Origin of the sequence: Streptomyces toyocaensis (genome assembly GCF_000725125.1) — a bacterium.
Lineage (GTDB): Bacteria > Actinomycetota > Actinomycetes > Streptomycetales > Streptomycetaceae > Streptomyces > Streptomyces toyocaensis.
In genome coordinates this window covers 487,311-513,971 of the sequence record NZ_JFCB01000001.1, presented here as the reverse complement: position 1 = coordinate 513,971, position 26,661 = coordinate 487,311, and the positions used below count along the sequence as shown (strand labels likewise).

19 protein-coding genes and 1 tRNA gene are annotated in these 26,661 nt (G+C 72.0%); 10 read left to right on the top strand and 10 right to left on the bottom strand.

What is annotated here, in order from left to right:
• Nucleotides 1-64: 64 nt before the first annotated feature.
• The 3 genes from BU52_RS02130 to BU52_RS02120 all read right to left on the bottom strand — a co-directional run bounded on the left by BU52_RS02130 (nt 65) and on the right by BU52_RS02120 (nt 3,886).
• Nucleotides 65-1,951 carry a DUF2075 domain-containing protein gene (locus tag BU52_RS02130; RefSeq protein ID WP_037926836.1) on the bottom strand — a complete coding sequence of 629 codons (1,887 nt, stop codon included), beginning with the start codon at nt 1,949-1,951 and terminating at the stop codon, nt 65-67.
• Between the two features lie 162 nt (nt 1,952-2,113).
• On the bottom strand, nt 2,114-2,524 hold the full coding sequence (locus tag BU52_RS02125) for a hypothetical protein (protein ID WP_037926833.1): 411 nt from the start codon (nt 2,522-2,524) through the stop codon (nt 2,114-2,116).
• A 156-nt stretch (nt 2,525-2,680) separates the two neighbouring features.
• The gene (locus BU52_RS02120; protein ID WP_037926830.1) at nt 2,681-3,886 is read right to left on the bottom strand and encodes an erythromycin esterase family protein; all 1,206 of its coding nucleotides are present in this window, start codon (nt 3,884-3,886) and stop codon (nt 2,681-2,683) included.
• A 58-nt stretch (nt 3,887-3,944) separates the two neighbouring features.
• Between BU52_RS02120 and BU52_RS02115 the strand changes: the two genes are divergently transcribed.
• The 9 genes from BU52_RS02115 (at nt 3,945) to BU52_RS02075 (ending at nt 16,598) form a co-directional block, all read left to right on the top strand.
• Nucleotides 3,945-4,685 (top strand): TioE family transcriptional regulator, encoded by a 741-nt coding sequence (locus BU52_RS02115; protein ID WP_037926827.1) that lies wholly within the window; start codon nt 3,945-3,947, stop codon nt 4,683-4,685.
• Nucleotides 4,686-5,031: 346 nt separating this feature from the next.
• Nucleotides 5,032-5,661, top strand: coding sequence for a hypothetical protein (locus BU52_RS35875; protein WP_037926824.1), 630 nt, complete (start codon nt 5,032-5,034; stop codon nt 5,659-5,661).
• A gap of 24 nt (nt 5,662-5,685) precedes the next feature.
• A complete protein-coding gene (locus BU52_RS02105; RefSeq protein WP_051857817.1) occupies nt 5,686-6,612 on the top strand; it encodes a universal stress protein in 927 nt (308 codons plus the stop codon).
• 337 nt (nt 6,613-6,949) lie between these two features.
• Nucleotides 6,950-7,468: a hypothetical protein gene (locus BU52_RS02100; protein WP_051857815.1), complete on the top strand. Its 519-nt coding sequence runs from the start codon at nt 6,950-6,952 to the stop codon at nt 7,466-7,468.
• Nucleotides 7,468-8,862 (top strand): hypothetical protein, encoded by a 1,395-nt coding sequence (locus BU52_RS02095; protein ID WP_037927839.1) that lies wholly within the window; start codon nt 7,468-7,470, stop codon nt 8,860-8,862. Before BU52_RS02100 ends, BU52_RS02095 begins: the two co-directional genes overlap by 1 nt.
• On the top strand, nt 8,859-10,277 hold the full coding sequence (locus BU52_RS02090) for a vWA domain-containing protein (RefSeq protein WP_037926819.1): 1,419 nt from the start codon (nt 8,859-8,861) through the stop codon (nt 10,275-10,277). Before BU52_RS02095 ends, BU52_RS02090 begins: the two co-directional genes overlap by 4 nt.
• A gap of 57 nt (nt 10,278-10,334) precedes the next feature.
• On the top strand, nt 10,335-11,459 hold the full coding sequence (locus BU52_RS02085; protein ID WP_037926816.1) for an ATP-binding protein: 1,125 nt from the start codon (nt 10,335-10,337) through the stop codon (nt 11,457-11,459).
• On the top strand, nt 11,456-14,365 hold the full coding sequence (locus BU52_RS02080) for a DUF5682 family protein (RefSeq protein ID WP_037926811.1): 2,910 nt from the start codon (nt 11,456-11,458) through the stop codon (nt 14,363-14,365). Before BU52_RS02085 ends, BU52_RS02080 begins: the two co-directional genes overlap by 4 nt.
• A gap of 439 nt (nt 14,366-14,804) precedes the next feature.
• On the top strand, nt 14,805-16,598 hold the full coding sequence (locus BU52_RS02075; protein ID WP_037926808.1) for a hypothetical protein: 1,794 nt from the start codon (nt 14,805-14,807) through the stop codon (nt 16,596-16,598).
• Nucleotides 16,599-16,665: 67 nt separating this feature from the next.
• Here the strand turns inward: BU52_RS02075 and fusA are convergent, their stop codons facing one another.
• A complete protein-coding gene (gene fusA / locus BU52_RS02070) occupies nt 16,666-18,714 on the bottom strand; it encodes an elongation factor G (protein ID WP_037926805.1) in 2,049 nt (682 codons plus the stop codon).
• A gap of 425 nt (nt 18,715-19,139) precedes the next feature.
• Here fusA and BU52_RS02065 point away from each other — a divergent pair, with 425 nt between their 5' ends.
• A complete protein-coding gene (locus BU52_RS02065; protein WP_037926801.1) occupies nt 19,140-20,543 on the top strand; it encodes an MFS transporter in 1,404 nt (467 codons plus the stop codon).
• A gap of 86 nt (nt 20,544-20,629) precedes the next feature.
• Here the strand turns inward: BU52_RS02065 and BU52_RS02060 are convergent, their stop codons facing one another.
• From BU52_RS02060 to eboE, 6 genes are all read right to left on the bottom strand, one after another.
• Complete coding sequence (locus BU52_RS02060) at nt 20,630-21,028, bottom strand: hypothetical protein (protein WP_037926798.1); 399 nt, start codon at nt 21,026-21,028, stop codon at nt 20,630-20,632.
• 442 nt (nt 21,029-21,470) lie between these two features.
• On the bottom strand, nt 21,471-22,094 hold the full coding sequence (locus tag BU52_RS02055; protein ID WP_037926795.1) for a DUF6461 domain-containing protein: 624 nt from the start codon (nt 22,092-22,094) through the stop codon (nt 21,471-21,473).
• Between the two features lie 328 nt (nt 22,095-22,422).
• Nucleotides 22,423-22,507: transfer RNA gene (locus BU52_RS02050), tRNA-Leu, on the bottom strand.
• A gap of 294 nt (nt 22,508-22,801) precedes the next feature.
• On the bottom strand, nt 22,802-23,998 hold the full coding sequence (locus BU52_RS02045) for a sugar phosphate isomerase/epimerase family protein (protein ID WP_037926792.1): 1,197 nt from the start codon (nt 23,996-23,998) through the stop codon (nt 22,802-22,804).
• 115 nt (nt 23,999-24,113) lie between these two features.
• Nucleotides 24,114-25,493, bottom strand: a complete 1,380-nt coding sequence (locus tag BU52_RS02040) for a nucleotide pyrophosphatase/phosphodiesterase family protein (protein WP_037926789.1) — start codon at nt 25,491-25,493, stop codon at nt 24,114-24,116.
• Entirely contained in the window at nt 25,490-26,659 is a 1,170-nt protein-coding gene (eboE, locus tag BU52_RS02035; protein ID WP_037926787.1) for a metabolite traffic protein EboE, read from the bottom strand. Before eboE ends, BU52_RS02040 begins: the two co-directional genes overlap by 4 nt.
• Nucleotides 26,660-26,661 lie beyond the last annotated feature (2 nt).

The following is a 26,661-nucleotide window of genomic DNA, read 5'->3' as shown; positions in this document are numbered from 1 at the left end:
GGTCCGTTCGGGCGAACCGGATGGCTTGATGACGCCTCGCCGGGAGGGCGGGGCGGGGCAGCAGTCAGGCCGGCGCCAGCTGCCTCGTCGCACCTCCCGCGAGTTGGCGCAGCTTCGCCCGTGTCTCGGGGTCCGTCGACCAGACGACCGTGCCGACCATTCCCCGGGTCAGCAGCACCTTGTAGGTGTTGCGGATCAGTCGGTCCACGTCGGCGTCCGGGGTGGACTTCTTGAACACCGGGTCCTTGGAGGCCGTTCGGTCGGTGATCCAGCGGTCGCCGCGCCACAGCAGGTCGGGGCCGATGATGACGCCGGACCAGTCGTACTCGAAGCCTTGGGCGGTGTAGACGCAGCCGATCTGGCCGAAACCGGCCGGGTCGGTGGCCCACAGGGCGGCCGGAGGCGCGCCCGAGACGGAGCGTTCGCCGCGCAGGTTCCAGGGGCGGGCCCAGTCCCCGATGACGACGTCCAGCGGGAGCGGGTGGCCGGGCTTGGGCTCCGGGGACCAGCGCCAGCAGTAGCCGGCGGACATACGGGCTCCGTAGCCTTGTGCCCGGCGGGACTCGAGGAACGCTTCCATCTCCTGCGGGCTGTCGGCGACCAGCAGTTGCATGCGGTCGTCGGGTTCCCAGACGACTGGGCCGCCGGGATCGAGGCCGAGGAGCCGGACGACCCAGCGCAGGTAGGCGTCGCTGCCGCCGCAGCGGAACTGGTTTTCCAGCGGGACGACGTGACAGGGGATGTCCCGCTTGGCCGCCGCCGCCTTGATGTCGGCCACGGTGCCCATCTCGCCCGGCCGCACCACCTGGTGCTCGTCGAGGAGGAAGACGGGCACGTGGGCGACGTCGATGAGTTCGTCGATCTGGGCCTTACCGGTCCGGTGCTCGGCACGCGTGTAGCGGTTCGCCGACGTCTCCCGGATGCGGTGGGCCTCGTCGCAGATCAGGACGTCCAGGCTGTTCTTCTCGGCGGTCATGAAGCTGTTGAAGTACTTGAAGAGGTCCTGCACCTCCCGCTTGCGGGAGCCCGCGACCTTCCTCATCGTCTTGGTGAACGACTGGGAGCCGGTGGCGTGCAGGGCCGGCATCCCCCGGCGGTACAGCTCGCCGAGCAGTTGGAGAGCGATCACGCTCTTGCCGGTGCCGGGGCCGCCGGTGACGACGACGATCTCCTTGCGGTCGGCGCGCTTGGCCTTCTCCACCGCATTGAGCACCATCCGGTAGGCGACCTGCTGCTCGTCGAGGAGCACGAACTGCTGCCGTTCGCGCACCTCCTCGGCGGCCACGGACATGAGCTGCTTCGACGGCACCGTGGCGCCCGAGAGCAGTTCGTCCGCCGCCCGGGCACCGGGATACCGGTCGCTCAGCCTCGAACGGAGGTGGTCGAGGAATTCGCCGCGCCGTTGCCCCGTGAACAACAGTCCGCGGCCGTCGCGCTCGATCTCCCGCAGGCCGGCGACACCGAACTCGGTGGCATTGTGCAGGAACGCCACTCCGCTGACCCTGTGCCCGTGTTCGGCGACCGCTCCGTTGAAGTTGACCAGGTAGTCACAGTAGCGGCGGACCTGCTCGATCGGGTTGAGAACCGGGTGAGTGTAGCGCTCGACGTGGCACAGCGTGTAGTCGTCCTCGTGGGGCAGGACATCGCTCCACTGTTTCAGTTCCACCACGACGTACGACGGCTCCCCGGTAGAGGGGTGCACGCCGGCGAGTACGACGTCGGCGCGCTTGCTGTTCAGCGGGAGCGCGTACTCCAGCATGACCTCCACGTCGCCGAGCCCCGCGTCGTTGAGCGCGGCCGCCAGGACGGGAATACTGCGCTCCCAGGAGCGCACCTCTGAGGAGCCGGGCCGGTAGCCGTGCATGTGGACGAACTGGTCGGTGAGGTGCAGGAACAGCGAACCGTCGAGCGCCATGACGGCGACCGTTTTCGCGGACGCGCGGAACAGCAAGGACTTCCCCCAGGCAGCACGAAGTGACTCGTGCGGGTGGGGGCATGTCCTTCGAGGCTCCACCGGGGTGGAGCGGAAGCCCGTCGGGCCGCGTTGACGACGTTGTCGAGGTTACCTGGCATCGCCGGGAACCGTGCAGTTGACCTGGAGCGGAAGCCAGCCTCAGCGCAGGAGCGACCGCGGGTCCCGCAAGGCGTGCCACAGTCCCGCCCCGAGCAGTACGACCGTCAGGGCGAAGAAGATCCAGAAGAGGAACGTGGTCCCGGGCGCGAGGTCGTAGACGGTGCCGTCCTCCCACTGGCAGTAGGCGCGCGGCGGGAACGGGGTGGAGATGCCCGAGACCTCCCCGTCCCCCAGGATGCCCTCGCGCATCGGCTCCTTGGGGCAGGGGGCCGTGTCCGGGAAGAGGACGGGGTCGTCCGCCACCATGATCACGGCCCAGGTGAGGGCGCAGAGCGGCAGCGCCCAGAACACCGCTGTCCGCACCCACCACGGCAGGAGCGGATGCACCAGCAGGCCGCGCAGTGCGACCCGGGCGACCACGAGCACGACGAAGACCGTGAGCAGGGTCATGACGCCTCCGAGACGACGCCCGCCGTGGTGACGAGCGCGCCGGCGGCGCAGACCACGACGGGACCCGGGCCCGTCGGCAGCGTCAGCAGCGCCGTCACGTCCTTCCGAGGGGAGGTGGGTTACCGGTAACCGGTCACGACGTCACGGGGACAGACCCTAGCCGCGCGCGACGTCCCTGACGTACACCACCCCTTCCGTGCGCGGCAGTTGGGCCGGGTCGAGTGGGGCGTAGCCGTAGTAGGGGGACACCCGGGGGGCGGGAGGCGGGTCGCCGAGGGTGTCGGTCAGCCGGGAGGAGGCGATGAGGCAGGCGGCGTCCGGGAGGGTGAACAGGAGGCCTTCGAGGGTGTCCGGGGGTGGGGTGTCCACTCCGTGGTGCCGGATCGTGCCGAGGGCGGTGGCGAGGAAGGCGTACTCCTCGCCGAGGTGGGCGCTCACGAGTGCGCCGGCGCTCCACCACTCCAGCAGCGGGTGGTCCCCCATGCGCATCGAGCTCTTGTCCCGCTGCAGATGGCTGTTGTGGGCGTGGACGAGTACGGGGCCCCGCGCGGCGAGCGCGAGGAGGTTGCCGGCCATCATGCCGTCCCGCGTGGCCAGCAGGTGGGTCATGCGAGCCGGTGAGGTGTCGGCCATCCAGGAGTGGTAGCGCAGCAGGCCGGTGGCGGTACGCCCGTACAGGCGCGCCCGGTCCCGGTCGTCCCGTGAGGTCGCCGTGATCAGGTGGGGCGTCTGCGCGTCGAGCAGCGCCACCAGGTCGTCGGCGAGCAGCCGCAGCCGCCGCGCCTCGTCCGACCGGCCCACGGACCGGGACGGGTCCGTCATCACGGCCGCGTCGGTCCACGGCTCGTCGGCGTCGAACAGGCGGTCGAGGGTGTCCGCGGTGCAGGGGAGCAGCGTCGTGTCGACGTGGGCCGCGAGGTAGGCGTGGAGTGCGGTGAGGGACTGGCGCGGGCTCGCGGCGCCGGTGATCTCCAGGGGGCCGTCGATGCCTGAGAAGCGGACCTGCTCGGGTCCCGGGCGGTCGCCGTTGAACGCCCGCATCCAGCGGACCAGTTCGCGGTTGGCCGCCGAGGCGCCCCATCCGTGGCTGAAGCCGTGCTCCATGACCTCGTCCAGGGTGCCGGTGCCGGAGGTGACGTACGCGTCCACGATCAGGCCGGCCATGCAGTCGGTCTCGAGTGCGATCGTCCGGTACCCCTCCCGCTCGACGAGCTGCCGGAAGAGTGCGTTGCGGAGGTCGAGCAGCGTCTCCTCGCCGTGGGTGGGCTCCCCCAGGGCCAGTACGCGTGGGCGGGCCGGAAGCAGCTTCATCACGGCTGCCGCGTCGACGGAACGGGCGATGCCTTTGAGGTCGGTTGCCATGCATTCAACGGTATCGTTGAACTTCCGGTGGAAACTTGGGCGCGATATCGTCGGCCCCGTGGGGCGCAACCTTCAAAGCGGTGAGAAGCTCAGGCCGGTCGACCTGGCGCGACGGCACGGTCTGTCCACGCAGGCGGTCAGGAACTACGAGGACGCCGGCATCCTTCCTGCCGCCGACCGCTCGGCGACGGGCTACCGGGTCTACACACCACTGCACGAACGGGCCCTGGGCGCCTTCCTCGCCCTGGTGCCCGGCCACAGCCATCGGACGGCGACGGCGGTCATGCAGGCCGTGAACCGATGCGATCTCGACGAAGCGTTCCGCCTCATCGACGGGAGTCACGCCCAACTGCTGGACGACCGGCGCACCCTTCAGGCCGTGGAGAGGGCCCTCCGCGGCCTCTCGCCCCGGACGGGCCCTGCGCTCGGCCCGCCCCGGTCGGGCCGTACGTTCATCGGCCCGCTGGCCGCGGAGCTCGGTGTCCGGGCGGCGACGCTGCGCAAGTGGGAGCAGGCCGGGCTCGTGCGGCCGCGCCGTGACCCGGTGACCGGGTACCGGGTCTACGACGAGGCCGACGTGCGCGACGCGCGGCTGGTCCAGCAGCTCAGGCGCGGGGGGTATCCGCTGGAGCAGATCGCCCCGTTGATCACGCAGGTGCGGACGGCCGGCGGGCTGGAGCCCCTGGAGAGGGCGCTGCGCGACTGGCACGGCCGGCTGTCCGCCCGTGGGCGGGCGATGCTGGCCGGGGCCGCTGAGTTGGAGGCGTACCTCCGCGCCCGCGGACGAGTGCTTCCGTAACCGGCACCCGGCCGCAGCACCCCGCGGCGGGGAAGAGAGAGTGTGGCTAATATTTTTTCGCGAAAGTTATTTTACGAAAAATAATTCGCGTAACTCTTGACGGGCGTCAGTCGGCCCGGGGACTCTGAAGACATCCCCCCATGACAGCCGGGGCGGCGGCACAGCCCGGTCACACCGCACTGGATCCCGCCCGCCCAGGGAGGTGAGCGCCTATGTGAACCCCGGACCGGCGGCCGGGCCCGGCTCCCTCCGTAATCCGCCGCGGCCCGGCCACCGCGCCCTCTTCCACCCGTCCCTCCTCACCCCAGCGCACAGCACCGCACGGCACACACGGCAAGGAATCGCCATGACCACCCCCCTGTCCTCCCCGCCGGCCTCCGCCTCCCAGGCCCCCGCCCCGGCCCGAGTGCACCTCCACCGCTTCTCCTCGCGGGCCGACGGCAGCGTCCTGGCGCTGTTCACCGGCTCCCGTGCCGATCAGGAGGTGGCCGCCCGCGCCGCCGACCTGGCCCGGGCCGGACGCCCCGTCGTCGCCGCAGCCGTCGTCCGCTCCACCGGCTTCAGCATCAACGCCGTGCTGCACCACGCCCGCGCCCGCCGGGTCCAGGCCGAGGCCGACGCCATCCTCGCCGCCGTACTGCCCGTCGTCGCCCGTGCCGGGCCCACCCGGACCGGTTCCCTGGTCGTGCCCGCCCGGGTCAACCCCTACCGGGCCCTGCCCGTCGGCCGGGCCGAACGGGCCGCTGTACGCGCCGGCGCCGACGTCGTCCTCAGCCCGGTCCCCCTGACGGGGCGGACGCCGCCCGGCGCACGGCGTCTGCGGGACGTGCAGGCCCCGCAGGACACCCCCGTCCCCGGCCGGCGGGTGGCACCCGGGCGTCACGAGCCCGCAGGCCGAACCGCAGGCCGAACCGCCGGCCACCGATCCCGGAGCGGCCGCCCTGGGCCCGCGGCCGCTCCCGGGACACCTCGGTGACGGTCCACGAGAAGGGCAGTCGTGATGAGTGACCTGGTCATCGCCGGCATCGACGGTTCGGCCTCGAGCCTGGCCGCTGTCGAAGCAGCCGCGCAGGAAGCGCGCTTGCGCGAGGTCGACCTTCATCTGGTGCACGCGTGCGTCCGGACCGCGACGCGCGCGCCGAGGGGCGCATCCGTGCAGATCCCGCCCGACGGTACCCCGCACATGACGGTCGAACGTCTGACGGCCGAGGCCGAGGACCGCGCGAGAGCAGCGGCACCGGAGGTGAACGTGACCACCGCCGTGGTCGGCGGGCACACACCGACCGTGCTCACCGCCCAGTCGTTCGCCGCGCAGCTCATGGTGGTCGGCTCCCGGGGTCTCGGTGGTTTCGCCGGGCTGGTGGCGGGCTCGAACGCGGTCCATCTGGCCGCCCACGGCGCCTCCCCCGTCCTGGTGGTCCGGGCACCGGGCGATCCCACCGGACCGGTCCTGCTGGCCGTCGACGGATCCCCGGCCGGGATCGGAGCAGTCCGGTTCGCGTTCGCCGAAGCGGCGCTGCGCGGGGCGGACCTGCTCGCCCTGCACGCCTGGACCCCCTGGAACGCGCCGATGCCCCCACCGCCCGATGCGGCCATGCCGTACGCCGGTGCCCCGGGCACGCTGGCCGAGCGTGAGGCGTGCCTGCTGTCCGAGGCGATCGCCGACCAGCGGGCCGTCCATCCGGACGTGAACGTCGTGCGCCGGACCGTGCGACGGGGGACCCGTGAAGCACTCCTCGACGCCAGCCGCACCGCACAGCTGCTCGTCGTGGGTGCCAGAGGCCGCGGCGGGTTCGCCGGCCTCCTCCTCGGGTCGGTGAGCCAAGCCATGCTCCACCAGGCCCACTGCCCCGTGGCCGTCGTCAGAGCGGCCGCCGCGGTCCCGTCGGGAGCCGCCACCACCCTGCCGGCGGCCCGCCCCCGCTGAGGCCGGCACGGGACACCCTCTGTGCGGCAGCGTCTTCTGAGACGCCGCCACCGGACCGCACCCCGCCGCACGGGACACCACAGCAGCGGCGGTCAGCTCGCCACCCCGCCTCCGGCTCTTGCGAGGCCTGGGGTCACGCCTGCCGCCTGCGGTACAAGAACGTCCGCCGGACCTTCGGCTGAGCAAGGCCCCCTGGGCGCGGGACACCCCGCGCCGGTCCCGACGCGCGTCGAGAGCGCCCCGAGGGCCGGGTCCGCGTCCGGACGGCGTTGTCAGTGGGCGTCGATAGATTTCTTCCCGTCCCGCCGGTCCGGCGAGGGCGTCCCCTTTCGCATGCATGGGAGATGGTGCGTTGTCCGTCTGGGAGAGGTCGAGTACGGCGCGGGTGGTGCCGTCCGCGCGGCCCCGGAAGCTCGCCAAGGTGCCGTTCGTCGAGTTGGCCGACGGGCGGTTGCAGGGGGTGGTGTCCAGTGGCTCGGACATCGGGCGGGTGTACGTGTCGTCGGTCGAGGCGGGGACGTACGCGTTCGCGTGCAGCACCAACAACAACCGCCCGTGCGGCGGGGCACGCGGGTCGTTCTGCAACCACATACGGGCGCTCGTCGGTGAGGCCCTGCTCCAGTACGGCGTCGAGCGCGTGGCCCGGTACCTGAAGGTGGAGGTCTCCGGTGAGGCGGCGGACGCGAACACCGTGACCGGTGCCATGGTCTCGACGCGGCCCGCGCAGGGGGACGGTTCGGCCGCGGCCCAGGTGTTCAGCCGGTTCCTGCGGCACCTGGCCTATCTCGAATTCGAGCCGACGACCGCCCCGTTGCCGGAAATGCAGTGGTTCCCCAGCACGAGGGCGGTGGCCTGATGCGTGCCGATCTGCTGACCGATGCCGTCGACGGGCTCGACGAGGCCCTGGCCGCCGTGGACGGTTTCGACGAGGTTCTGGTGGACGGGCTGCTCCGTCCGCAGCCCGCCCAGGCCGTGGGGCCGGCCGGGCTGGCCGATGCCGTCGCCGGGTCCCCGCTGGCCGGGCGGGTCGCCGAGGCGGCCGAGAAGACGGCTGCCGGGGCCGCCGGCGAGGACCACTTCGTGGCACTCGCCGCCGCGCGCACCGCGCTGCTCGGTTCCGTGCACGACGCGCTCGTCGTGCGGGCCGAGGAGGCCGTCGGGCGGCCTCGTCCGGAGGAGATCGGCACCGCCCCGCCCGGCGGTGCGGAGCATGCGGTCAACCTGCTGGTGGCCGCCCGCAGTTGGCTGTGCGACCTCGCGCGTGCGGGATGGCGCGGTATCGACCACGAGCTGGTCGCGGGAGCCTCGGCCGTCGTGTCCGCGATGCTGCCCGAGCCGGGGCTGCGCCGCCTGGCGGCGCTGCTCGACGGGTTCGCCGCCGAACTCGCCGCGTCCTGTCCCGGAGCGACCCTGGAGCAGGTTCCCGTACGCCGGTGGGCCGACCTGTGGTCGCGGGCGATGCTGCTGACGCTGCCGGGCGCCGTCTCCGCGCCCGCCGTCGCCGGCGTCACCGGCCGTCTGCTGCCGCTGGGGATGGATCTCCAGGAGCACGCCACCGCCGTGCAGGCGCAGGTGCACGCGGTGTTCGAGCCGGCCGACGGTGGCGCGTCGCGTCTGGTGCGGGCCAGTGTGTCCGCGCCGAAGCCCGACAGCGTCGTCGGGGCGGGGCTGTGGCAGTTGCTCCGGCCGCGCCTGTCCCTGCTGGCCGCCGTGAGTGAGGGGCGTGCCATGGAGCTGGACGCCATGCCGGTGACGGCGGAGGGCGATCTCCTCTGGGACGACGCCCGTGCCAGGACGGGTGAGCCCGCCGAGGTCTTCGCCACCGCGCGGGTGGCGCTGCCCACCGCGGTCGCCTCCCCGACCGCCCCGCTGGACCGGCATCCGGCGCGGATCGCCGTGCCCGTGCTGCTGGAGGGGTACGGGGTGGAGGAGGGCGAGGACGGGCCGGTCTTCCTGGTGGCCGGGGTGCGTCTCGCCGTCGACGTGGACCGGGTTCCGGCCGCCGGTCCGCTGACCCCGGAGGCCGTCGCCGGATCCGGTGCGTGTGTCGGGCTGCTGCGCTGGGACGCCGGGGCGTTCGTGCTGCAGCCGCTCGCCGTCGAGCGGACGGTGCGCAAGAAGGCCGTCGCCGTGCACGCGGGGGCCTGGGCCGGGGGGACGTCCGACAAGGCCGGTGTGCGGGCCGAGAAGGCGGCGACCGACACCGTCACGGTGCTGCGTGAGCGGGCGGGAAGGCTGCTGCGGAAATGAGCGAGGACAGGAGCGGGGGGATCCCGGCGCCCGATCCCGACGAGAACCGGCGGCAGGTGCTCTACTGGCGTCTGCTGGCCCGGCTCTTCGATCCGGAGGAGCAGGCGTCGCTTGAGGCGGCGAGTGTCGCCGTGGTCGAGGACATCGGTCTGCCGTCCGCGCTGCTCGATCCGGGGGCGTCGGTCGACTCCGTGATGCAGCGGCACCCGGAGCTGGCGGCCGAGTTCGACGGGCTGATGACGCCCGGGCCGGACGAGGAGGGCACGCGTGACCGGGCGGCGGAGGTGCGACGCGCCGCGCTCGTGTCGAAGGTGCTGCTGAACGTCTTCGCCACCGGCTCCGGCACCGTCACCGCCGAGCAACTGGCCCGCTGGCAGTCCGACGCGGGCTGGCTGGAGCGGGCGCTGGGCTGCCGGCCCGGTGACCTGCGCGGCGGTGGGGGCCGGCGGGCCGGGGCCGGAGGGGGTGTCAGCCCCACCGGTACGGGTGTCGGCGGGCCCGCGCCCGACCTCAGCCGGCTGATTCCCGAGATCGGGCCCGAGCTGGGCTCGATCGAGGCCGGTCTCGTCAAGCGGATGCATCTGCGCGAGGTGCTGGCCGATCCCGCCCTGGCGTCCCGGCTGACGCCGAGCATGTCGCTGATCGAGCAGTTGCTGCGGGACAAGGACAACCTCTCCGGGGTGGCCCTGGCCAACGCCAAGGCGCTGATCCGGCGTTACGTCGACGAGGTGGCCCAGGTCCTGCGCAGCCAGGTGGAGAAGGCCACGGTCGGCGACATCGACCGGTCGGTCCCGCCCAAGCGGGTGTTCCGCAATCTCGATCTCGACCGCACCATCTGGAAGAACCTCACCAACTGGAGCCCGGAGGAGGAGCGGCTCTACGTCGACCGGCTCTACTACCGGCACACCAGCCGCAGGACGACACCGCAGCGGCTGATCGTGGTCGTGGACCAGTCGGGTTCCATGGTCGACTCGATGGTCAACTGCACCATCCTGGCGTCCATCTTCGCCGGGCTGCCGAAGGTCGACGTGCACCTCATCGCGTACGACACGCAGGCGCTGGACCTCACGCCCTGGTCGCACGACCCGTTCGAGACGCTGCTGCGCACCAAGCTCGGCGGCGGCACCGACGGCACGGTCGCGATGGCGCTCGCCCAGCCGAAGATCGCCGAGCCGCGCAACACGGTCGTGGTGTGGATCTCCGACTTCTACGAGTGGCGCACGGACGAGCTGTTCGAGAGCATGGCCGCCATCCACCGCTCGGGGGCGAAGTTCATCCCGGTGGGTTCGGTGACCAGCTCCGGGCGCGGCAGCGTCAACCCGTGGTTCCGGGAGAAGTTCAAGGACCTCGGTACGCCGGTGATCTCCGGCCACATCAAGAAGCTCGTGCACGAGCTCAAGACGTTCCTCACGTGACCGGCGAAGCGCCCCACGTCTCCCTCTGATCATCCCCGTACGAAAGGCTTTCCCCTCATGTCCGACCTGCTGCGCGCGCCCGCCGAGATCAAGTACGCCGAGGAGCTCGACTGGCTGGAGTCGATCGACGACAACCCCAAGCCGTTCTCGTGGCGCCTGTCGCCGAAGATGGTCCGCCTGTTCATCCTCGGCTCGGAGCGGGCCGACGGGCTGGACCGGGAGGTGTCGCAGAAGTGGTTCGGTGACCGGAGCTTCGTCGAGCGGTCCATCGTCACCCTCGCCTCCGACCGCGGTCTGCTGCTCATCGGCGACCCGGGCACGGGCAAGAGCTGGCTGGCCGAGCTGCTGTCCGCCGCGATCTGCCGCAACTCCACGCTGGTGGTGCAGGGCACGGCCGGCACCACCGAGGACCACATCAAGTACTCGTGGAACGTGTCGATGGTCATCGCCAAGGGGCAGTCGCGGGAGTCGATGATCCCCTCGCCGATCATGACCGCGATGGAGGCGGGCGCCATCGGCCGCTTCGAGGAACTGACCCGGTCCACGAGTGACGTCCAGGACGCGCTGATCTCGATCCTCTCCGAGAAGTACATCTCCGTGCCCGAGCTGGAGAGCGGGGGCGGCGACGACAACATCGTGTTCGCCAAGCCGGGCTTCTCGATCATCGCCACGGCCAACAGCCGCGACCGGGGCGTCAACGACCTCTCCTCCGCGCTGAAGCGGCGCTTCAACTTCGTCCGCATCCCGGTCGTGACGAACAGGAGGAGCGAGGCGGAGATCGTCCGCTTCCGCACCGAGGAGCTGCTGCGCCGGCACTCGATCGAGCTGGACGTGCCGCCGACCCTGCTCGACGTGCTGCTGCAGAGCTTCGCCGACCTGCGCGCCTCCGCCGCGGCGGCCGGCAGCGACGACGAGAAGCTGGAGTCGGCCCTGTCGACGGCCGAGCAGATCGGTGTGCTGGAGGACGCGGTCCTGCACAGCAACTTCTTCGGCGAGCGCGCCCTCACCGCGCGCACCCTGGCCTCCTCGCTGGTCGGTTCGCTCACCCGGCGCGAGCCGGAGGACCTGGCCATCCTCAACAAGTACCTGCACGGGGTCGTCGAGCCGCGCAGCAAGGACGAGGGCGGCTCCTGGCCCGAGTTCCTGGAGGGCGGCCGCGACGCGATCGCCACCCTGTCATGAGCGGGCCCCGGGAGAGCACGTCGTTCGCGGCGCTGCGCGGTCAACTGCAGGAGGCGGCGGCCGCGTTCGCGGGCGGGCCGGACGCCCTGGAGGGCATCCTCCTCGGCATGGTCGACGACGTGGACCGCGCGGCGCGCGAGCCGCTGGAGATCTTCCCGGTCTGTCACCACTCCCCCGCCTCGGCGCTCGCCATGGCCCGGCGGCTCCGGGAGAAGCAGCCGAAGGTGGTGTACCTGGAGCTGTGCGAGGACCTGGCGCCGCTGCTGACGGAGCTGCGCAACTGCCGGCTTCCGGTGGCGGTGCAGGCGTTCGCCGGCGATGTCGACGGCTTCCCCCAGGAGTGGGCGCCGTTGTCGGTCGTCGCGCCGATCACCGAGGCGTCCGCCGAGTACCAGGCCGTCGCCTACGCCCTGGACACCCCGGGGGTGGAACTGGTCCTCGTCGACCGGTCCTCGGACCACGTCTTCCAGTGGGACGGCAGGGGCGACCGGGCCCCGGAGGGCGGCGAGCCCCCGGCCGAGGAGGAGGCCGCGCTGCACGGTGAGGCCGTCGGCGTGGAGATCGGCGACCTGCGGCCGCGCTTCGCCGAGCTGGAGGAGCATCTGCTGCGCCACGGCAAGGTGCGGCACTGGTCGGAGTGGTGGCACCAGTACGTCGAGGTGCCGCTCGGTGACGGCGCCGCCGACCACGACACCTACCGCCAGGTGATGTTCCTCATCGGCAGTCTGTTCCGGCGGCTCGCCCCGGGCGACGGTGCCCGGGTGCGGGTGGACGAGGACCGCGAGCGGTACATGTGGACACGGATGCGTGAGCACCTGGCGGCGACGGGCACGGATCCGGAGGACTGCCTGTACGTGTGCGGGGCGTTCCACGCCGCGAGCCGTGTCGAGGAGTTCGGGGTGCACGGCGGCACCGGCACGTTCACGATCCCGCCGCGTACCGCCACCACCTGGCAGTACGGGCTGATCCCGTCCAGTCACGCGGCGATCGAGGCGCAGTTCGGCCTGGCGGCCGGTTCGATGTCGATCGCGGCGACGGAGTGGGCGAAGAGCCTGAAGCGGACCCGGGTGACGCCGTACCGGCTGGACGGCCAGGCGGGGACGAAGAAGACCGGGAGGAGGAAGGCGGCCGCCGCCCCGGTCGTCGCGGCTGCCCCGTCCGCGGACGCCGGGGACAGGCTGTCCGGGTTCCTGCGCCGGCCGCCGGTGCTGGACGGTCTGGACGAGGCCGAACTGCTCGGCTGGTCGGTGGACATCGTGCGGGCGGCCCGCCGCAACGGCTACCTCGCCTCCACCGCCGACGCCATCGCCGTGTTCGAGACGTCGATCCTGCTCGCCGGCATGCGGGACCGTGCCAAGCCGACGCCGTACGACTTCCAGGACGCGGCGGTCACCTGCATAGAGAAGGACAGCGTCCCCGGGCGGCGGGACGTGCGGCGGCTCGTCGAGATCATGATGGGCGGCGACCGGATCGGCCAGGTGGGCTACGAGGCACTGCCGCCGCTCGCCCGCGACGTGTACGACCGGCTCGAACCGCTGGGGCTGAAGCTGCAGCAGCGGGGCGTGCAGCGGGCGCTCCTCGACATGACGTCCCGGCCGGAACTTCAGGCGTGCTCCGACATCCTGTGGATGCTGCGGCGGCTCATGCCGCACGGCGCCGCGCGGCCGATCATGGGCGAGCGGCGGCTCGGTGAGCGGTCGATCCAGGAGTCCTGGGACCTGGCCATCGGCACCCACCAGCGGGCCCTCATCGAACTCGGCTACGAGGGCGTCAGCCTCGAACAGGTGCTGGAGCAGCGGCTGCGGCGCGAGGCGTACGGGCCGCAGGCGACCACGGCGACCGTGCTGGCGGCGGTCGAGGACACGCTGCTGTACCTGCGCGGCCGCCGTCTCGCCGACGAGCTGGGCACGCACGCGCTGAAGGTGCTCGCCGCGGAGCGCGGTGTCGACGGGGCGCCGGAGGTGCTGCGCCGGGCGCGTGCGCTGCTGGCGTACTACCGGACCAGCGAGCCGGTGCTGCCGGGCTGGATCGAGTCCTTCGTGAAGACGGGTTACGCCCACTACTGCACGCTGCTGCCGACGGCCTTCCGTGACGAGGACGCGACGGTGGGTCAGGTCGCGGCGATGCTCGGCTTCCTGTTCAGCATGGAGAGCCTCGCGCTGTCGCTGGGCTGCGACCGGACCCAGCTGGAGCTGGCGGTCGCCCAGTCGCACCCCGACGACCCGTCGAAGACGGCCCTGCTGTGGGCGGCGCAGGTGCAGCTCGGCACCCTGTCCCGGGCGGAGCTGCGGACGCGGTGCGAGGCGCTGCTGGACAACCCGCTGGTGGTGCCCGCCTACCCGCGCTACCTCAGCGGTTTCGTGCAGGCCCTGGAGCCGGTTCCGGGGCTGGCGGACGTGGTCGTGGAGGCGGTGTCGAACGCCTTCGGACGGCTGCCGGACGCGGTGCTGCTGCCGTGGCTGCCGCTCCTGATCACCACCCTGCGCTCCGGCGCCGGGGATCTCGCCCCGCTGCTGATCCGGGAGGCGGGGCGGATCTTCCCGGGGCGGCTGGCGGCGCTGGACGCGTGGACGCCGCCGTGGCGGATGCCGGAGGCCGATCCGTTCGCCGCCAAGCCCGTGGCCGGTGTCCGCCGTGGCGCGGCACTGCTCACGGCGCACCCGGCGACGTGCGACGCGGTGGCGGGGGTGCTCGGCTGTGAGGGAGGCTGGGCGCCGTCCGAGGCCCCGGCCGCGCGGGGCGTGGGACTGCTGGCCGCGTATCCGGCGGCCTGTGACGCGGTGGCGGGGCTGCTGGGCTGCGCCGAGGCGTGGGTGACGGCCGGTCCCGGCCCGTCGGGCGCCGTACTGACGAGCCGTCATCCCGCGACGGCCGGGGCGCTGGCGTCGTTGCTCACCGGTGACTGACCGCTGACGAGCCGGCCGGCCGCCCGTGGCAGCACGGGCAGCACGGCCGGCCGCCCGTGCTGCCCGACGGAAGTGTCGTCGGGCAGTGCGGGCGGCGCTTCCTCCGGGAGTGTCCGCGGAGGCTCACCGGTGGGCGGCACGGACGGCGTCGTCGGGGTCCACCGGGGATGCACCGCCCCGGACGCCGCCGCCGCGATGCGGACGGTGCCACGGCGGCGGCGGGCATGCCGTGGCGCGGCACCGGCGCAGACAGCGCCACATGGCTTAATTCAAGACGTGAGTTAAGCGGTTCGGTATCGGTCCGTCAAGGGCCTGGACGGACCCGCCCGAGTCGCGCCGCCCCTCTTGACGCGCGCCTTCCACGGATGAACCATTCAGCGGCGAGAGAGCGCTCTCAGCACCCCACGCCGTTCACTTCCCGAACCAGGAGAGCCACCCCATGACGTCCGACTCCCCCTCTTCTCCCCGGCCGCCCGCCGTCGGCCGCCGCACCGTTCTCGGCGCCGCGGCAGCCGCTCCCGTGCTGGCCGCACTGCCCTCGGCGGCCGCCGCCGCGCCCGCGGCCGGGCACGGGGGACCTCGCCGGCTGCAGGGCGGCGGCGACCTCGGCCCCAACGTGATCGTCTTCGACCCGTCCACGCCGGGCATCCAGGCCAGGCTGGACGAGGTGTTCGCCCGGCAGGAGGAGGACCAGTTCGGCCCCGGCCGCTACCAGTTCTTCTTCAAGCCCGGCGCCTACCACGGGCTCAACGCCCAGCTCGGCTTCTACACCTCCGTCTCCGGCCTCGGCCTGTCCCCCGACGACACCACCATCCACGGCGACCTGACGGTCGACGCCGGCTGGTTCGACGGCAACGCCACTCAGAACTTCTGGCGTTCGGCGGAGAACCTGGCCCTCGTCCCGGCCAACGGCACCAACCGCTGGGCGGTCGCCCAGGCCGCGCCGTTCCGCCGGATGCACGTACGCGGCGACCTCAACCTCGCCTCCTCCACCTACGGTTGGGCCAGCGGCGGTTACATCGCCGACAGCCGGATCGACGGCACGGTCGGCCCCTACTCGCAGCAGCAGTGGTACACCCGGGAAAGCTCGGTCGGCGGCTGGACCAACGCCGTGTGGAACATGGTGTTCTCCGGCGTCGAGGGCGCCCCCGCGCAGAGCTTCCCGGACCCGCCGTACACCACGCTCGACACGACGCCGATCTCCCGCGAGAAGCCCTTCCTGTACCTCGACGGCGAGAAGTACCGCGTCTTCCTGCCGGCACTGCGGAGGAACGCGCGCGGCGTCACCTGGGGCAGCGGCACCCCGCGCGGCACCTCCCTGCCGCTGGAGCGCTTCTACGTCGCGCAGCCGGGCGACTCTTCGGCCACCCTCAACCGGGCGCTCGAGCAGGGCCTGCACCTGCTGCTCACGCCCGGCATCTACCACGTCGACCAGCCGGTCCGGGTGAACCGGCCGAACACGGTCGTCCTGGGCCTCGGCTACGCCACCCTCGTCCCCGACAACGGCGTCACCGCACTGAAGGTCGCCGACGTCGACGGCGTACGACTGGCCGGCTTCCTGATCGACGCCGGAACGGTCAACTCCCCGGTCCTGCTGGAGGTCGGGCCGCGCGGCGCCTGCCAGAACCACGCCGCCAACCCCATCACCGTCCAGGACGTCTTCATCCGGATCGGCGGTGCGGGCCCCGGCAGGGCGACCACCAGCATGGTGGTCAACGCCCGGCACACCATCATCGACCACACCTGGGTCTGGCGCGCCGACCACGGCGAGGGTGTGGGCTGGGAGACCAACCGCTGCGACTTCGGTGTCGTCGTCAACGGCCACGACGTCCTCGCCACCGGCCTGTTCGTCGAGCACTTCAACAAGTACGACGTGCAGTGGAACGGCGAACGCGGCCGCACGATCTTCTTCCAGAACGAGAAGGCCTACGACGCCCCGAACCAGGCCGCGATCCAGAACGGCTCGCTCAAGGGCTACGCCGCCTACAAGGTCGGCGACCACGTCACCACCCACGAGGGCTGGGGCATGGGCAGCTACTGCTACTACAACGTCGACCCGACGATCGTCCAGCACCACGGCTTCGCCGCCCCGGAGCGGCCCGGGGTGCGCTTCCACCACCTGATGGTCATTTCCCTGAGCGGGCACGGGCAGTACGAGTGCGTCATCAACGACACCGGAGCGCCGACCTCGGGCACGAACACCGTGCCGTCGGTGGTGGTGTCCTACCCCTGACCGGTGGCGGTCCCTCCCCCACTGGGCGGGGGAGGGACCGCCGGGGACCGGCCACCGCGTCAGCGCGTCACCGCGCGGGCGCTTCGGCCGGTGCCGGTGCGTAACCGGTCGGCCGGGTGGTGAAGGTGCCGCGGCCCTGGGTGCGGCTGCGCAACCGGGTGGCGTAGCCGAAGAGTTCGCCCAGCGGCACGGTCGCGGTGACGACCGCCGCGCCCGCCCGGGTGGCCGAGCCGCTCACCCGGCCGCGCCGCGCCGCCAGGTCACCGAGCACGGACCCCACCGCGTCCTGCGGCACGGTGACCGTGACCTCGGCGACCGGCTCCAGCAGCACCATCGCGCACGCCCGCAGGGCATCCCGCAGTCCGAGCCGGCCCGCGGTGCGGAACGCGGTTTCGGAGGAGTCCTTGACGTGCGTCGAACCGTCGGTGAGCGTCACCCGCAGGCCCGTCACCGGGTGCCCTCCGAGGGGCCCCTCGGTGAGCGCGTCCCGGCAGCCGGCCTCGACGGCACGGACGTACTCCTGCGGCACGCGCCCGCCGACGACCGTCGAGCGGAACTCGAAACCGGCCTCCGGCGAGTCCAGCGGTTCCACGTCCAGGACCACTTGGGCGAACTGACCCGCGCCGCCGTCCTGTTTGACGTGCCGGAACACGAACCCGGACACTCCTCCACCGACGGTCTCCCGGTAACTCACCCGCTGCCGGCCCACGTTGACGCCCAGCCCCTGCTCCCTCCGGATCTTCTCCACCGCGACCTCCAGATGCAGCTCGCCCATGCCGGACAGCACCGTCTGGGCGGTCTCCGGATCGGTGCGCACGACCAGCGAGGGGTCCTCCTCCGCGAGCCGCGCCAGCGCCGACGCCAGGCGCCCGGTGTCCGTACCCTTCAGTGCCTCCACCGCCACGGAGACGACCGGGTCGGCGACACCCGGGGGCTCCAGGACCAGCGGGGCGCCCGGGGCGCACAGCGTGGAGCCCGCGCGGGCGGACTTCAGCCCGACCACGGCGACGATGTCGCCGGCGGTCGCACGCTCCAGCCGGTCGTGGCGGTCGGCCCGCACACGCAGGATCCGTCCGACGCGCTCGGTGCGGCGTGCGGTGGCGTCCCACACGGTGTCTCCCTTCTCGATCGTGCCCGAGTACACCCGCAGATAGGTCAGCCGCCCGGTGGCGGTGGCGTTCACCTTGAACGCGAGGGCGGTCAGCGGTGCCGCCGGGTCGGCGGTCCGCTCCTGCTCGCTGCCGTCGTCGCACGTACCGCGCACCGGTGGCACGTCGAGCGGCGACGGGAGGTAGGCGAGGACGGCGTCCAGCAGCGGCTCGATGCCGCGGTTGCGGTAGGCGGAGCCGCACAGCACGACGACGGCGGAGCCGCTGCGGGTCAGGTCCCGCAGGGCGGCCGCGAGCGTGCCGCTGCCGAGCGCACCCGTGTCACAGAACTCTTCGAGGGCCCCCGGGTGCAGTTCGGCGACGGCCTCCTCCAGCAGCCGGCGCCGCCGGTGCGCCTCCTCCCGCAGCTCCTCCGGCACCGGTGCCGGCTCGCGGGCCACGCCCTCGTCGCTCCAGGTCAGGGCCCGCATGTGCAGCAGGTCGACGACACCGGTGAAGGTGTCCTCCGCGCCGATCGGGAGCTGCACGGCCAGGGGTGCGGGGTGCAACCGCTCGCGGAGGGAGGCGACGGCGGCGTCCAGCACGGCCCCCGCCCGGTCCATCTTGTTGACGAACGCGATGCGCGGCACACCGTGCCGGTCCGCCTGCCGCCACACCGACTCGCTCTGCGGCTCCACACCGGCGACCGCGTCGAACACGGCGACGGCGCCGTCGAGGACGCGCAGTGAGCGCTCCACCTCGTCGGCGAAGTCGACGTGGCCGGGGGTGTCGATGAGGTTGATCCGGTGACCGTCCCAGGCGCAGCTGACGGCGGCGGCGAAGATGGTGATGCCCCGGTCGCGCTCCTGCGGGTCGAAGTCGGTGACGGTGGTGCCGTCGTGGACCTCGCCGCGCTTGTGCGTGGTGCCGGTGGCGTACAGGATCCGCTCGGTGACGGTGGTCTTGCCGGCGTCGACGTGGGCGAGGATGCCGAGGTTGCGTACGGCGGCGAGTGGGTTGGTGCGCATGGCCCGTGGCCTTTCGGGTGTACCGGAGAAGGGCGGCGCGATCTCCCCTGGCGCACGGCGCCGGACGCCCCTTCAGGCGTGGGGCGTCGGCGATCAGGCGTGCGTCAGGGGCATCCGGTGCCGGCCGCGCAGCGGGCACCGGACGGCGGGAGACACCAGGATCACCACGGACCGACGGGACCGGGAACGGGGAGCGGCAGCGGTGGCGTGGTGACGCACGGCCGGTCTCCCCTCACTGGTCATGGATGCGCGGCCCGGCAGCGGGCGGCGCCTGTGCGGTGAGTGTAGGGAGGGAGGGCAGGGCGGAGCCACGCGTTTTCCGCGGCTGACACATGACCTGGTGGTCTCACATATCGGAACTGCTTTCCTGATTGATGAGACATCTGAGAGCCTTGGGCAACCGTTCTCCCTGGAAAGACCGTGAAATGCCCGCACCATCCACCGGCCCGGCCCCCGTCAACTCCCGCTCGCGGGTCCTCATCGCGAGCCTCATCGGCACGACGATCGAGTTCTACGACTTCTACATCTACGCGACCGCCGCCGTCCTGGTCTTCCCCGCGCTCTTCTTTCCGAGCAGCGACCCGACCACGGCCCTGCTGTCGTCCTTCGCGGTGTTCGGCGCCGCGATGGTCGCCCGCCCGATCGGCGCGGTGGTCTTCGGACACCTCGGCGACCGGCTCGGCCGCAAGGGCACGCTGGTGGCCTCGCTCCTCACCATGGGCATCGCCACGTTCCTCATCGGCGTGCTCCCCACCTACGCGCAGGCCGGCTGGATCGCCACCGCACTGCTGGTGCTGATGCGGCTCGCGCAGGGCTTCGCCCTCGGCGGCGAGTGGAGCGGCGCGGCCCTGGTCGCCACCGAGAACGCCCCGAAGGGCAAGCGCGCCCTCTACGGCACCTTCCCGCAGCTGGGCGCCCCGCTCGGCTTCATCATCGGCAACGGGCTCTTCCTGATCATCGGCGCGCTGCTCCCGTCCACGGCGGGCGCCGACCCGTCCCAGCCCTCGGACGCCTTCCTGAGCTGGGGCTGGCGCATCCCGTTCCTGTTCTCCGCCGTGATGGTCGCGATCGGCCTGTGGGTGCGGATGCGCCTGGTGGAGGCCCCGGTCTTCGCCAGGACCCAGGAGGCAGGGCTGGTGCGGAAGCTGCCGCTGGCCACCGTCTTCCGCGACCACTGGAGGCAGTTGGTCCTCGGCACCTTCTTCATGCTGGCCACGTACGTTCTCTTCTACCTGATGACGACGTTCTCGCTGAGCTACGGCCGCACGGCTAAGGACGCGGCCGTGCCGGGCCTGGGGTACGACTACACGACGTTCGTGCTGATGATGATCTTCGGTGTGCTGTTCTTCGCGGCGTTCACCCTGGTCTCCGGCCCGCTCGCGGACCGCTACGGCCGGCGCGCCACGCTGATCGCCGTCACCGCCGGGATCCTGGTCTTCGGGCTGGTCTGGGTGCCGCTGATCGGCCTGGGCACGGTCGGCGTGGTGCTGTGGCTGGTGTTCGGCTTCACGCTGATGGGCATGACGTTCGGCCCGATGGGCGCGCTGCTGCCGGAGCTGTTCCCGACGAGCGTGCGCTACACGGGCTCCGGCATCTCCTACAACGTCAGCTCGATCCTCGGCGCTGCCGTCGCCCCGTTCATAGCGGTCGCCCTGTGGGAGGCCGGCGACGGCTCGCCGTGGCTGGTCGGCGTCTACCTCTCCTCGATGGCGCTGCTGACGCTGGTCGCGCTGCTGCTCGGCAAGGAGACGAAGGACGTGGGGCTGGAGGAGGGCGAGGCCGTCGAGGCACCGGCCCGCGACGAGGCCGCCGCTGCTGCGGCTCCCTGAGGCCCTCTGAACCGCTGAGGCCCTCCGCGTCCGACGATCGGACGCGGAGGGCCTTCTGTCACTGCTCAGCTGCCGCGGGAAACGGATCAGTAGGCGACCTGTCCGTAGCTGGGATTGTCGAACAGCAGGTAGAACTTGGTGCCGTCCAGAACGGTAGTGGCTGCCGTGCCCCAGGTATTGGCGTAGATCGTGCGGTAGCTGTTGCACGTGACCTCGTTGGTGCTGGATTTGAGGAGGCAGGCGCTCACCCTCACCGTACGGCTGGGCTTGACGTTGATGTCTGCGCAGTTGGACGTGGTGGTCGCCCACGCCGTGGCAGTGGGCCAGGCGTAAGTAGTGCCGGTGCTGTAGCTCTTGGCGCTGCCGTAGCAGGACAGGGCGGCAGCAGGTGCCGCCACCGCAGAGGTGCTGGTGGCGGCGGTGAGGCCACCGGCGGCCAGGGCGGCGGCAGCCGCGACGGTCATGGCGCGTGAACGGATTCGCACGTTGTTCCCTCCCCTTGGGTTTGCCGGTAAGGCCCGTGCTCCCTCGCTGTCAGCCAGCCGTGTACCGGCGCCAAGCAGTGTGGCAGTCATCAACCACTGCGTAAACAGCGGTGGTTGAGGCACTCCAGGAACCGGGGCCGGACGGGCCACGGGCAGGGCCCTGTGCGGGGACACCCTGCAGGCGAAGAACCTGAGTGACGAAGAAGCGGACCGAGCGGACGAGGCATGCCGCACGGTTCCGGAAACTCCCGCACCCTCGGCGCGATCGTCGTCGCGCCGACGGTCGGCGAGGAGACGAAGAAGGTCCCGCAAGGCGAAGGCGAAGTACCCACCGCGCCCGGACGGTACGAGGCCACCGGCAGCGGGACAACCCGTTGCCGAGTGCTGGAGGGAGCGGCGTGTACTGCGGTGAGAGGCATGGGCGTAGGGGACGGCCCAGGGCCTACAGCATTTCGATGGCGCCCGGCGGGACCGGGCCCTCGCCCGCGTAGGAGTCGCCGCGTGGTGCGGACGGAGCGTCGTCCTCCGCGACGGTCAGCGTGGGCCAGGGGGCAGCCAGGGTCGCGTCGTCCAGGGTGAGGCCGAGGTGGTCGAGGACGAGGGCGACCACGGGGGCGATTCCGGAGCCCTCACGCTCGGCCAGGGCTTCCTGAATCCTGTCCCACCAAGGACCGGGATGTTCGGGCCGGGGTTGTTCCGGGCCGGGTTCGAAGTTCTCCAGGCACTGGCCGTCGCGCCAGTGCTGGAAGACGGCAAGGCCCTCAGCGGACAGGACGCTGTAGGTCTCGGTGCCGCGGGACAGCGCGGCGAGGAGTTCGGGCCACGAGCCGATGACGCCGTCCTCCTCGACGCAGAACGTCCAGTCGTCGAGCCTTCCCGCCCGCAGGAGCGATACCGTTCCGGCGGCAAACTGACCTGTGGGCAGGTCGGACGCGGCGTCCGCATCCAGCAGGCGGGAACGGGCCGGGTCGGCGCCGTAGCGGGTGAAGACCTCGGCGGGGCCCAGGCCCCGGGTGAAGGTGACGCACATCTGGTCACCAGCCCAGTCGAACGCGTCCGTTGCCATGTTCTGCCTCCGTCCTGTGCACCGGCGCCGTCTGCCGGAACCGTGTCTGCCGGGCCCCCGCGGCGCAGCGCGGGGCCCGGTTCATGGTGCCCGGTTCAGGCGGTGAACTCGATGCGGAACGGGCCGTCCGTCACCAACTGCTGGTACGTGCGCGGGGAGGACGTCGAGGAGGTCACCTTTGGCCCACCGGACCGGACGGCCCGCAGAGCGCATGACCCAGCACCAAGACGTCACTCTGCGTAGGCCCAAAACGACGGTCGGCGACGAAAACGCCACGAGGACCGCGACCGTCAGGTCGAGGCCCTCGTGAACGTATCGTCCAGCTGAGTGTCCGAGGGGGGACTTGAACCCCCACGCCCGATAAAGGGCACTAGCACCTCAAGCTAGCGCGTCTGCCATTCCGCCACCCGGACAAGGTGTGTGTCACATGCGGGGCGGTCCCCGCAGCGACATGGACAACCATATCAAGGTTTCGCGGTGCCTTTCACCTGCGTTTCCGTCGTCCGGGAGGCGGTGCGGACGGCAGCCTGGGCGGCCGGGCCGCGACGGGCTCAGGGCATCTGCCGGTGGTCCGGGAAGCGGCCGGGCAGCCGCTCCCCCGCCGGGCCCCGGTTCACCGCGCGGACCAGGAGCTCGTCGCCTCCCCTTCGAGGCTGCGGCGGCCGCGAGGCCGATGCGGAAGGGCCGCCCGGTCCCTTGTCATGCTGTCAGCGGCAGCGCTTGCGCAGGGCCGCCATGTTGTCGTAGCTGATCTTCGCCTCCCGCAGTGACTGTGCGGGGTCGGTGGCGCTCGGAGAGTTGTCGTCCTCGACCATCGGGTTGTGGTAGTTGCGCTGCCCGACCCGGGAGAAGAACGTCGTGTAGTCGATGTCGCCCGTTCCGAACGGCACCATGTCGTATCCCATGCCGTTGGTCGTGTCGACGACGCCGTCCTTGGCGTGGAACAGCGGGTAGCGCTTGTTGTGCCGGGCGACCAGGCCCGCCGGGTCGAAGACGCTTCTGCGGCTGGAGCCGTCGTGGGCGGTGTACGTGTGGAACTTGTACTGGGCGACGTGCGCCCAGAAGATGTCCATCTCCAGCCAGACGAGCCGGGGGTCGGTGACCTTCAGGAAGTACTCCAGCTTCCGGATGCCCGAGCTGCGGGTCGGGCGGCCCTGGTCGTCCAGCGGGCCGCCGTCGAGCAGGAAGCCGTAGGCGCTGTCGTGGTTGTGGGTGTAGAGCTTGATGCCCTCGCGGCGGGCGATCTCGCCCAGGGCGTTCCACTTGTCGGCGGCCACGTCCCAGTCGGCGCGGTGGGAGCTGCCGGTGGGGTCGCCGCCGGTGCCCATGTGGTCCATGCCGAGAATGTTGGCGATCTCCAGGTGCTTCTTGAAGGTGTCCTTGTCCGCCTCGCTCAGCGGCCAGGAGGACGGGATGAAACCGTGGTTGCCCTGGGCGCGCAGGCCGTTGTCGTCGAGCCAGGAGCGCAGCAGCCGGGCGCCCTCGACGGACTCCAGGTTGTCGCCGCCGGGCGCGTTCGCGTGCTGGCGGTAGCCCGCGAACTCGACCTGGCGGTAGCCGTGGCGGGCCAGCTGCCTGAACACGTCGCGGAAGCCCGAGGGCAGGTCGCTCGCGAGGGGGTCGCGGGCGGTGGCGTCACGCACGGTGTAGAGGATGATGCCGCGCTTGTGCGGGGGGACGAGCACGTGGCCGCGTCCGTGCCCGTGGTCGTGGTCTGCGCCGCGGTCCTGGGCCAGGGCGGGGGCCGCGCCGAAGACGGGCGCCGCGACGGCTCCCGCCGCCACGGCGGTGCAGGTGCTGAGGAAACGGCGCCGGCCCAGACCGAGGCTGCGGCGCAGTCCCTCGTCCGGGGTGGCGGCGGCGACGGCATCGGCGCGGGAGGAGGGGTCGGGATACAGGGTCACGGATGGCCTGCCTTCTCGGTCGTGGCCGGTTCCGGTGCCGCCGGGACCGGCCGTTGTCAGTGCCGTGTGTTTCACTCTCGGTAGTCGGAATGCGGCGGCCGTGCGTGGTGCGGTGTCAGCCGAGTCCGGCGAGCCGGAGCAGGAGTTGTTTCACATCGGTGGCCGCGACGCGGTCGCCGACGGCGCGGGGGGTGGAGCAGATGAGGAGCGGACCGTCGTCGTCGCTCGCGGGGAGGCGGCCGTGGCTGCCGCGAATAGGTGAGGGGTCCAGCGGCACGACCGCCATGCGGTAGCGCATGCCGAGCTTCTTGCGCGCCAGCGCGGTGGCCGCCTTGACCTTCACGTAGGGGTCGAGGGGGTCCATGAACAGTTCGACCGGGTCGTAGCCGGGTTTGCGGTGGATCTCGACGAGCTGCGCGAAGTCGGGCGCGCGGGCGTCGTCGAGCCAGTAGTAGTACGTGAACCAGGCGTCGGGTTCGGCGACGGCGACCAGTTCGCCGGCGCGCGGATGGTCGAGGTGGTGGGCCTTCTTGCCCTCGTCGTCGAGGAGCTGCTCGATGCCGGGCAGTCCGTCGAGGGCGGCGCGGGTGGCGTCGAGGTCCTCGGGGCGGCGCACGTAGACGTGGGCGATCTGGTGGTCGGCGACCGCGAAGGCGCGTGAGGCCATCGGGTCGAGGTACTCCATGCCGTCCTGGGTGTGCACCTCGAGCAGATCCGCGCGGCGCAGGGCGCGGTTGATGTCCACGGGCCGGTTCACGCGGGTGATGCCGTACTCGGACAGGGCGACGACGGTACGGCCCTCGGCGCGGGCGTCGTCGAGGAGCGGGGCGACGGCGGTGTCGAGGTCGGCGGCCGCCTTCAGGGAGCGCGGGTCGTCGGGGCCGAAGCGCTGCAGGTCGTAGTCGAGGTGCGGGAGGTAGCAGAGCGTCAGGTCGGGGCGCCGGGTGCGCATGACGTGGCGGGTGGCGTCGATGATCCACTGGCTGGAGACCAGGTCGGCGCCGGGTCCCCAGAAGTGGAACAGGGGGAACGTGCCGAACTTCTCGGTGAGTTCGTCATGCAGGGCGGGCGGCCGGGTGTAGCAGTCGGGTTCCTTGCGGCCGTCGGCGTAGTAGACGGGGCGGGGGGTGACGGTGATGTCGGTGTCGGCGCCCATGGCGTACCACCAGCAGATGTTGGCCACGGTGTAGCCGGGGTGGGCGCGGCGGGCGGCGTCCCAGAGCTTGTCGCCGGCGACGAGACCGTTGTGCTGCCGCCACAGCAGTACGTCGCCGAGCTCGCGGAAGTACCAGCCGTTGCCGACGATGCCGTGCTCCGCGGGCGGGGTGCCGGTGAGGAAGGTGGACTGGGCGGCGCAGGTCACCGCGGGCAGGACGGTGCCCAGCGGGGCCCGGGAGCCGGACTGTCCGAGCGACGTGAGGTGGGGCATGTGGTCGAGCAGACGGGGGGTGAGGCCCACGACGTCGAGGACGAGGAGAGGGGTGGGGTCGCTCATGGGAGTTCCTTCAGGCCGAGGTCCGTCAGGAGGTCGCGGGCCAGGGCGAGTTCGGCGGCGATGCCGTCGGCGAGCTGGGACCGGCCGCGGGGGCGCAGGGCGGGCGGGAGGGCCTGCCAGGTGTAGGTCTCGACCTCGAGGTGGCGGGTGAGCGGGTGCGGGCCGCCGACGAGCCGGGTCAGGACGGATGTCAGGACGGGCAGCGTGGAGGTGAGGGGCGCGGCGGGGGCCGCGTGCAGCGGGACGTGGAAGTGGGCGCGCCAGGGTGCCGCGTCGGGCAGGGCGTCGGCGGCCAGGGCCTCGTCGAGGTCGTCGGTGCCGCGCAGGCCGGCGAGGGTGGAGGTGCGGGTCTGGTGCAGGAAGCGGGGTTCGGCGAAGGCGGCCAGGGCCTCGCGGACCTCGGGGAGGTGGGGCTGTTCGGCGTGCAGGGCGGCCGAGAGCTGGGACTTGACCACGGGCACTCCGGCCCGGACGAGGTCGTCCAGGGCGGTGTGCGGGTCCTCGAAGGAGGTGGCGAGGTGGCAGGTGTCGACGCAGATGCCGACGCGGTCGTGGCCGATCGCGGTGAGCGGGGCGATCGCGTCGCGCGTGGTCTCGACGACGCAGCCGGGTTCGGGTTCCAGGGCGACGCGGATGGAGCGTCCGGTCAGCTCCTGGAGCGCGTCGAGGCGGTCGGCGAGGGTACGCAGGGCGGTGTGGGCCGTCCCGGCGCGTTGGTCGTCGTAGGCGGTGCGCCAGGCGAGGGGGAGGGTGGAGATGCTGCCGTCGGTGACGTCGTCGGGGAGCAGCCCGGCGAGGACGCGGGCCAGGGCGGCGGTGTGCTCCAGGCGTTCGGGGTCCGCCCAGTCCGGCGTGTAGACGCGGTACTTCACCTCCTCGGCGCCGAAGCCCTCGTAGGGGAAACCGTTGAGGGTGACGACCTCCAGGCCGCGCCGTTCGAGTGCGCAGCGCAGTTGGCGCAGGGCGGACGGGTCGGTCGCGAGGGCGTGGGCGGCGTCCTTGGCGAGCCACAGGCCGATGCCGAGCCTGTCCCGGCCGAGGCGGCGGCGGACGGGCTCGCAGTGGTCGCGGAGCTGGGCGAGGACGCCGTCGAGGGTTTCGGCGGGGTGGACGTTGGTGCAGTAGGCGAGGTGGACGGTGGAGCCGTCGGGGTGGCGGAAGCGCATGG